An 8,058-nucleotide genomic window follows, 5' to 3' on the forward strand; every position below is an offset into this window, starting at 1 on the left:
CGGCGGTGCGGGGCGCGCGTTGGCGCGGCACCGGCGTCGTACCGCGGGGCAGGGACGCTCAGTCGTAGGGAAGGTAGTCCGCGCAGACGGGCGAGACCGGGATGTCGCGGTGCAGGACCCAGATGCCGTGGTCGTCCTCGGTGACGGGGACGAAGCCCAGGCGCTCGGCGCGCTCGAGGGCCTCGTCGGGGGAGAGGGGATCCCATCCGCCGAGCTCCTCGACGTTCGCATCGATGATCATCCAGCTCGACAGCTCGTCCCCGATGTCCCCGTGCAGGCCCACGTAGCTTCGGTCGACGAGGTGGGGGACGGCCGTGTCGGCGGCCTCGACGCAGACCCCGTTCGGGATCAGCGCGACCGCCCGCTCCTGCGCCTGGGCGATCTCCGGCATGGACCAGTTCGCGCCCGTGAGCGTCCGGCCGAACGGGAAGACGGCGTGGATGAAGAGCGTGCAGACCACCGCGAGTCCGAGGAGGAAGGCCGGGGCGCCGACGGCGAGGCGCGCCCAACCCGTCCGTCGGGTGACCTTCGCGAGGACGTGGACGGCCGCCAGGAGGAAGACCGGCGCGAGGATCGCGTCGTACTGGTAGACGGGCGCCCAGGTGTTGAGCCGGTCGTTGAACAGGCGGCTGAGCAGGATCGGCGCGCCCAGGATGACGTAGGGCGAGAAGAACGGCAACAGGGCGAGGGGCACGAAGCTCATGATCCAGAGCAGCACCTTGAGTTCGTGGTCGAACAGGAGCGCGAGGGTCTGCAGCGGGTGCGCGGCGATGAAGAGCAGCGCCGCGCCGGCCGTGGCGCCGAGGGCCGTGTACTGCCAATAGGACATGGCGTCCGGCGGCGCGAGGGCGGGGATCAGGAGGCTCGTGGTGACCCAATAGCCGGCGAGACCCATGGCGGCGAGCAGGACGGCCTTGAGCCACTGGCGGTGGAAGGCCATGACGATCCCGACGGCCACGACCGTGATGCCCATGTCCTCGCGGACCAGCAGGAGCAGGGCCGAAAGGCCCATGACCAGGCGGTAGCGGCCGCGGTCGAAGGCCCAGATCACCCACGCCATGATCGGCACGCCGAACGCGACCTCGTGGAAGTCCCAGTTCACGATCGCCTGGAACGGCCACCAGAGCAGCAGCGCCGAGGCGGTCAGGAGCCCGCCAACGTGCCCGAGGTGGCGGCGCGCGAAGAGGTAGACGGGCACCGCCGTCGAGACCAGCAGGCCGATCATGCCCAGGTTGAGCATCCGGGGATCCGGCCAGATCCAGTACAGCGGCGCGAACAGCGCGATGACCGGGTGGAAGTGGTCGCCGAGGAGGTTGAAGTCGACGCCCTTGACCGGGACGATCGGGGCCTTGAAGAGCGCGTACTGCCGCACGGCCTGGTCGAAGATCCCGAGGTCGTAGCCCTTGGCTTCGAAGTTGCGGAAGCGCAGGAACGAGTGGGCCGTGTACAGCGCCGCGGCGGCCGCCATGACGGCGGCCAGCTGGATCCACTGCGCGCGCGTGGCCGCGCCGCCCCCGTGTCCGGCGTGGGGGATGCCGCCCGCGGGCGTGGCGTCCGGGGAGGCGGCGGCGGGATCTGGCATGGCCCCGATTCTACCGCCGGGGCCCGGCCGCTTCGGAGCCGCCGGCACGGTCAGGCGCGGGCCGGGGCGATCCCCGTGCGGGCCATCGCGTCGGCGTAGGCCGCCTGCATCTGGTCCAGGTGGGCCTGCTGGCGCTCCGCCGAGCCGGCGAAGGCGCGCCCTTCGAGGGGCTTGACCTTGTAGGTCTTGAAGCCGCGCCGCCAGAGCAGGGGGTTCTCGGTCTTCAACAGCTGCTCGGAGAGCCGGTGGGCCTCGGTGCCGTGGGCGATCAGGACGGAGGCGCGGGGGACCACCTTGAGCAGGCGCAGCAGGGGCTTGAGGCCGGCCGTGATCTCGGCGGGCGTCGGCTTTCCCGGCTCCGCCTCGTCGGAGTCCCACGGCTGGACGCGCCAGGGCATGACGGACTCGGGGCGCAGGCCCAGGCTCCACTGCAGGCCGAGGAGCCGCGTGACCGCCTCGCTGCCGCCGGGGGTGACGAAGCCCTCGGCCCCGGCGGTTCCCCGGGACGAGAACAGGGTGATGATCTTCGCCTGATCGACGTCATGGATGGGATCGACGTAGGAGACGGTGCTTCCGGGCCGCAGGGCCGCCGTATCGTCCAGGAGCCGGTTGACGGGCGCGATGTGGTCGTCGTAGCGGCGGTCCCAGAGCGAGGAATGGGTGGATTCGGCGGCGAGTGCAGTCATCGGGGCGTGGTTCTCCTGGGGTGGGGGTGCCGGGCACGGGGCAGCCGCGGCGTCGATGGGGAGCGGTGGCCCGAGGGCCGGGAGAAGCCGCCTTCCGCGACCGGGAAAACGGTGGCCCGGTGCGGCCGGCGAAGTGCTTCTACCACCATAGCAACTCGACGTCACCCCGGGTTCACCCGCCATTCACCCGGCCGGGTGATTCCGGCCACCCCACGAGGTTTCGCCGGGCCGGGAGTCCCTGCTTGATAGGGTGGCGGCGGAGTGCCGGGCGGCCGGCCGGGCGCGCCGCCAGGAGGGGAGGACGACGGCGATGGGTAGCGTGTGGGAGCACCTCGAGGACGGCCTGCGTGCCGACGTGGCAGCGAGCGCGGCCGAGTACGCTCGCCTACGGCCTGCCCTTGAGTCCGTCACGGACGACGTCCGGGCGAGGATCCAGGCGATCTTCGAGGACGCGGAAGTGCAACCGCTCTTCATCACGGCACGGACCAAGACCGTCGAGTCCTTCCGGGACAAGGCCTCACGCACGCTCGATGCCTCCGGCCCCGACGGCTCGGCTGCCCTCGAGTTCCCCCAGCCGCTGCGCGAGCTGCACGACTTGGTCGGCGTCCGCGTCATCGTGAGCCTTCCCCACGAGGTCCGCGAGGCCGCGAACCTCATCAAGCGCCGCCGGAGCGAGTTCGACTGCCGCTCCGATCGGGAGAAGGACATCGGATCGGTCGAATCCGGCACCTACGGCTACTCGAGCCGCCACCTCATCCTCAGGACGCGGCAGAACGCCGCCGTCCGGGCCTTCCAGCAGGACCTGGGCGGGCAGGTCAAGGCCAACGGCAACTACGCCTTCGAAGTGCAGATCCGCACCATCTTGGCCCACGCCTGGAGCGAGATCGAACACGACATCCGCTTCAAGAACGTGGACCAGCGGGCCTGGAGCCCCTACCTGGACCGGCAGTTCACGGCGACGGCCGCCATGCTGGAGGCCGTCGAGACGACGTTCTCCGAACTGCACGAGCGCTACCGGGCCGTGACCGGGTTCTGGGACGAGGACGGAGATGGCGCCCAGGAGCTCACCCCGGAGAAGATCGGCGAGGTCTGGCGCACCCTGCTGCCGCACGTCGACCGGAAGCCGGACGACGACTGGGGCTGGGCGCTGGAGCTGCTCGGCGCACACGGCCTGGTCCGGACGAAGGACCTGGCCAGCCTCCTCGAGGCGGACGCCATCACGAAGGTGCGGCAGGCCCTGGACCACCGCTACTCGCCCGGCCCGGACCGGCTCCTGGACGACGTCCTCCTGTGGCGCTTCGGACGCCGGCACATCGAGCTCACCTCCGGGAACGACCAGCAGCGCCAGGCCAGCCTGGAACGCCGTCTGGCGCAGATGGACGCCTTCCGCGCCGGAGGCTAGCCCCGGCGCGTAGCATGGCCCCATGGGACACGACACCGCACCGACGAGGCCGCTGGTCAACGGGGCCGAGATGCCCCTTCTGGGGCTCGGCACCTACCCGATGGACGACGCGGAGGCCGGCGCTGCCGTCGTCCACGCCCTCGAGGCCGGGTACCGGATGATCGACACGGCCGAGAACTACCGCAACGAGGAAGGCGTGGGGCACGGGATCGCCCGGGCCGGCCTGGCGCGCGCGGAGCTGTTCATCACCACCAAGTTCAACAAGGAGTGGCACTCACGCGAGGGCGTGCGGACGGCCTGGGAGCACAGCGCCACGCGGCTCGGCCTCGACTACATCGACCTGATGCTCATCCACTGGCCCAATCCCGGGCTGGGACGCTACGTCGAGGCGTGGGAGGGGCTCGTCGAGCTGCTCTCCGAGCGCAAGGTCCGCGCGATCGGCACCTCCAACTTCACCCCGGCCCAGCTGACCGAGCTGATGAAGGCCACGTCCGTCGTGCCCGACGTCAACCAGATCCAGCACAGCCCTTGGTGGCCGCGGCACGACGAACTGCGGTTCCACGCCGAGCACGGGATCGCGAGCCAGTCGTGGAGCCCGCTCGGGCGGGGCCGGGGCCTGCTCGAATCGCCCGTCGTGGCCGAGGTGGCCGGCGAGCACGGCATCGAGCCGGCGCGGATCGTCCTGAGGTGGCACGTGCAGCACGGCACCGTGCCGTTGCCGAAGTCCATCGATCCGCGGCGGCAGCGCGAGAACCTCGACGTCTTCGGGTTCTCGCTCTCGGCCGATCAGGTGTCCCGACTGGATTCGCTCGCGGGCGGCGGTCCCGCCGTCATGGACCCGATGGAGTTCGGGCACTAGACCCTGGACGTGGTCGCGGGCCTCGTGGCCCGCGGCGTCGCCGCGAAGGAGACCAGCAGCATCGCGGCGACGAACCAGAAGGCCGCGAGCAGCCCGTAGGACTCGCCGAGGAATCCGAGCACGGGCGGGCCGACGAGGAATGCCGAGTAGCCGAAGATCGAGACGATGCTGACCCGGCGTGCCGCGTCGACGGGGTGGTCGGCGGCGACGGAGATGCCGACCGGGAAGCCGAGTGATCCGCCGAGCCCCCAGAGGACGACCGCGGCGAAGGCGAGGACGGGGTCCTCGGCGAGGATGAAGCCCGCGATGCCCGCGATCCCGAGCACCGCCATGGCCATCAGGACGGTGCGCCGGCCGAAGCGGTCGATCAACGGACCGCCGGCCACGCGGCCGAGCGTCATCGCCGCGACGAACGCCCCGTAGACGAGGGCACCCGTCGCGTTGTCGAAGCCGTGCCCGTCGACGGCCGCCAGCGCGAGCCAGTCGTTGGCCGATCCCTCGGCAAAGGCCATGCCGACCACCATGAGCCCGATCAGGACCAGGTGCGGGTCGCGGGCGAGCAGGAGCGTGGAGCGCATCCGCCCGGGCCAGGTGCGTGGCGCGGTGGCAGCCGCGGCGGGGGAACCGGGCCCGCGCAGGGCCGAGCCGGCGACGGGGACATGGCGGCAGGAGAGGAGTCCGGCGGCCGCGATGACGAGGCCGAGAGCTGTGAAGTGGACCTCCACGCTGACGCCGGCGGCCGCCGCGGCGGATCCGCCCAGCGCCCCGAGGATGGTGCCGACGCTGAAGAACGCGTGCATCAGCGGCAGGAGCGTGCGCCGGGAGGCCTTCTCCACGAGGGCGCCCTCGATGTTCATGACGACGTCCGTGATGGAGTAGACGAAGCCGAAGGCGACCAGGACCGCGGCGGTGAGGGCCGCGGATCCCAGCCAGCCGGCGGAGAGCCCGAGCGCGATCTGGCTCACGGCCATCGTCGACAGGGTGACCTGCAGGCCACGGGCGGCACCGAATCGCGCGAGGAACGCCGGCGCCGCCGCGAGGCCGGCGATCGACCCGCCGGCGAGGCCGAAGAGCATCAGCCCGATCGTGGACGTGGACAGCTCGAGGTCGTCGCGTACGGCGGGGATCCGCGAGACCCACGTCGCGAAGCCCACGCCGGACAGCGCGAAGACGACGAAGATGGCGTTGCGCCACGGGGCGAGGCCCGTCGGCGGGGTCTGCAGGGGAGTGCTGCTCTGCACGTCACGCTCCACGGTGGTGGTCTGTTGAGGGTCTGGGCTGCCTGACGGCGCGGGGAGTCGGGCTCACAGGCGTCCGAGGAGCCCCTTCCACGTGCTGCGCCAGTGCTCCACCGCCTCGGGGGAGCCGAGCTTGGTGTGGTTGATGCCCATGCTCGACCGGCCCGGGGCCTTCTCGTAGATGTCGAGGCTGACCCGGCTGCCATCGGCCAGCGGGGCGCGCCAGTACCTCCACTTCTCGGATTCGGACAGCGTCGCGTCTTGGTCGAGGGGCACGCCGCCGAAGTCCTCGAGGCCGGAGACGAGGTCCCCCCAGGCGGTGCGGGCCTCGTCCATCGAGCCGTTGAAGGTCCGCGAGGCTCCGACCTGGTAGCTCCCGTCGCAGGACTGTCCGGGCATCCGCCGCCCCGTGTGCTGCTCGTAGGCGACGGCGACACCCTGCGCCCACCAGCCCGGGTTCCCGGGAATCGTGGACAACTCCGCGTAGGCGAGATCGGCCAGCTCCCGATGCCCGAGAGTGCGGCCCCCGGCCCCGTCGAGGTACGCGACCCAGGCGTCCCATCCGCGGCCCGTGGCCCGCTCGATCGCGGCCGTGTTGGAGGGCTTAGCCTTGATCCACCGACCGTCACGCTTGAGGTGGGACGTAATTAAGCACGAAATGCCCGTCTGACCGGGAAGAATGGGACTTGTTCAGGGTTCCGTTCCACCGCGATGAGAGGGCATCTCGTAGATGCAAGTTTCCCACACCCGGGCCGCACTGTCAGTTTCCTTCGACGAACCGAACCTCGTCGGTTCCGCGGGGTTGGTGCCGGTGATGGAACTGGCGCGAGAATCGGGCTTGCACTCACTGGCCGGCAGGCAGCTGACGGTGCCGACGGACAAGGGCGCCAATGCCGGGGCGAAGGTCGCGGCCTTGGTGGCTGGCATGTGTGCCGGCGCCGATTCGATCGACGATATGGCGGTACTGCGCCATGGGGCGATGAAGCGGGTCTTCAGTGCCTGTTATGCGCCCTCGACGTTGGGCTCGTTCCTGCGCGCCTTCACCTTCGGGCACGTCCGCCAGCTCGACGCGGTCGCCACCCGGCTCTTGGCGAACCTGGCCGACCGGGCCCCGCTACTGGGCGCTCCGGCAGACGGCGCAGGAGGATTCGTGTTCGTGGATGTGGACGACACGATCATCGAAGTCCACGGCTACGCCAAGCAGGGCTCCGGATACGGATACTCCGGAGTCCGCGGGCTCAATGCCCTGTTGGCCACCGCCAGCACCGAGACTACGGCCCCGGTGATCCTGGGCCAACGCCTGCGCCGCGGCGCGGTGGGCTCCCCACGCGGGGCCTCCCGGTTCGTCGCCGACGCACTGGCCACCCTGAAGCGAATGCCTCCGGCCGCCGGCACCCGGGTACTGGTTCGCGCCGATTCCGCCTTCTACGGACACCCCACCGTGGCTGCCGCGCTCACCGCGGGGGCCGATGTCTCCGTCACCGTGCGGATGGACAAAGCAGTCAAGAAGGCCATCGCCACCATCGACGAGCAGGCCTGGACCGGCATCAAGTACCCACAGGCGATCTACGACGAGGGCACCGACACCTGGACCTCGAAGGCCGAGGTCGCCGAGGTCCCCTTCACCGCCTTCACATCCCGGAAGAAGGCCGAGAGGATCCCCGGACGGCTGGTGGTGCGCCGGATTCCCGAGTTGAACCCCAAACACGGCGACGGGCAGCCGACCTTGTTCGACACCCACCGGTTCCATGCCTTCTTCACCACCACCGATCCCGAGGTCCTGGATACCGTGGCCGCCGACAAGGCCCACCGACAACACGCGATCATCGAGCAAGTCAACGCCGATCTCAAGGACAGCGCCCTGGCCCACCTGCCCTCCGGACACTTCTGGGCCAACAGCGCCTGGCTGGCCTGCGCGGTGATGGCCTACAACCTCACCCGTGCAGCCGGGATCCTCGCCGCCGGGACCTTCACCCGGGCCCGCACCGGCACTATCCGGGCCCGGCTGGTGAACCTGCCGGCCCGGATCGTCTCCAGCGCCCGCAGAATCCGGATACGCCTGCCCGAGTCCTGGCCCTGGCAGCAAGCCTTCGAACGACTCTTCACCGCCCGCCACCGGCCACCGCAGCCCGCATAGAAGCCATCCACCAGCCGACACCGGCGCGACAGAGGGAACCCACCGTGGAACACGACCGGCAGCGAGGCCGGCTACACGGTCATGCCAAAATCCCGCTCAAGGCTGCTTCAGAAATCCAGCCCCCGACTACATCGCCCGTCGGTGGATCGAGGCT

General features: G+C 70.5%; 7 protein-coding genes. 3 read left to right on the forward strand and 4 right to left on the reverse strand.

Features of this window, described 5'->3' with window-relative positions:
* Positions 1–58: 58 nt before the first annotated feature.
* Together ACQ3I4_RS04715 and ACQ3I4_RS04720 are read right to left on the reverse strand one after the other, a co-directional pair.
* Complete coding sequence (locus tag ACQ3I4_RS04715; protein WP_430632957.1) at positions 59–1,582, reverse strand: DUF2079 domain-containing protein; 1,524 nt, start codon at positions 1,580–1,582, stop codon at positions 59–61.
* Positions 1,583–1,632: 50 nt separating this feature from the next.
* Positions 1,633–2,268, reverse strand: coding sequence for a uracil-DNA glycosylase (locus ACQ3I4_RS04720; RefSeq protein WP_329860732.1), 636 nt, complete (start codon positions 2,266–2,268; stop codon positions 1,633–1,635).
* A gap of 310 nt (positions 2,269–2,578) precedes the next feature.
* Between ACQ3I4_RS04720 and ACQ3I4_RS04725 the strand changes: the two genes are divergently transcribed.
* Together ACQ3I4_RS04725 and ACQ3I4_RS04730 are read left to right on the forward strand one after the other, a co-directional pair.
* A complete protein-coding gene (locus ACQ3I4_RS04725) occupies positions 2,579–3,670 on the forward strand; it encodes a GTP pyrophosphokinase (RefSeq protein WP_329860731.1) in 1,092 nt (363 codons plus the stop codon).
* Positions 3,671–3,692: 22 nt separating this feature from the next.
* The gene (locus ACQ3I4_RS04730) at positions 3,693–4,529 is read left to right on the forward strand and encodes an aldo/keto reductase (RefSeq protein WP_329860730.1); all 837 of its coding nucleotides are present in this window, start codon (positions 3,693–3,695) and stop codon (positions 4,527–4,529) included.
* On the opposite strand, the gene ACQ3I4_RS04735 is transcribed toward ACQ3I4_RS04730, so the two are convergent.
* Positions 4,526–5,770, reverse strand: coding sequence for an MFS transporter (locus ACQ3I4_RS04735; RefSeq protein ID WP_329860729.1), 1,245 nt, complete (start codon positions 5,768–5,770; stop codon positions 4,526–4,528). The two genes, ACQ3I4_RS04730 and ACQ3I4_RS04735, sit on opposite strands and share 4 nt — an antisense overlap.
* 63 nt (positions 5,771–5,833) lie before the next feature.
* Positions 5,834–6,244, reverse strand: coding sequence for a hypothetical protein (locus ACQ3I4_RS04740; RefSeq protein WP_430632958.1), 411 nt, complete (start codon positions 6,242–6,244; stop codon positions 5,834–5,836).
* A gap of 253 nt (positions 6,245–6,497) precedes the next feature.
* Between ACQ3I4_RS04740 and ACQ3I4_RS04745 the strand changes: the two genes are divergently transcribed.
* Positions 6,498–7,904, forward strand: coding sequence for an IS1380 family transposase (locus tag ACQ3I4_RS04745; RefSeq protein ID WP_430632959.1), 1,407 nt, complete (start codon positions 6,498–6,500; stop codon positions 7,902–7,904).
* The last annotated feature ends 154 nt before the right edge of the window (positions 7,905–8,058 follow it).

It is taken from the genome of Zafaria sp. Z1313, assembly GCF_050563205.1.
Classification (GTDB): domain Bacteria; phylum Actinomycetota; class Actinomycetes; order Actinomycetales; family Micrococcaceae; genus JAZDCJ01.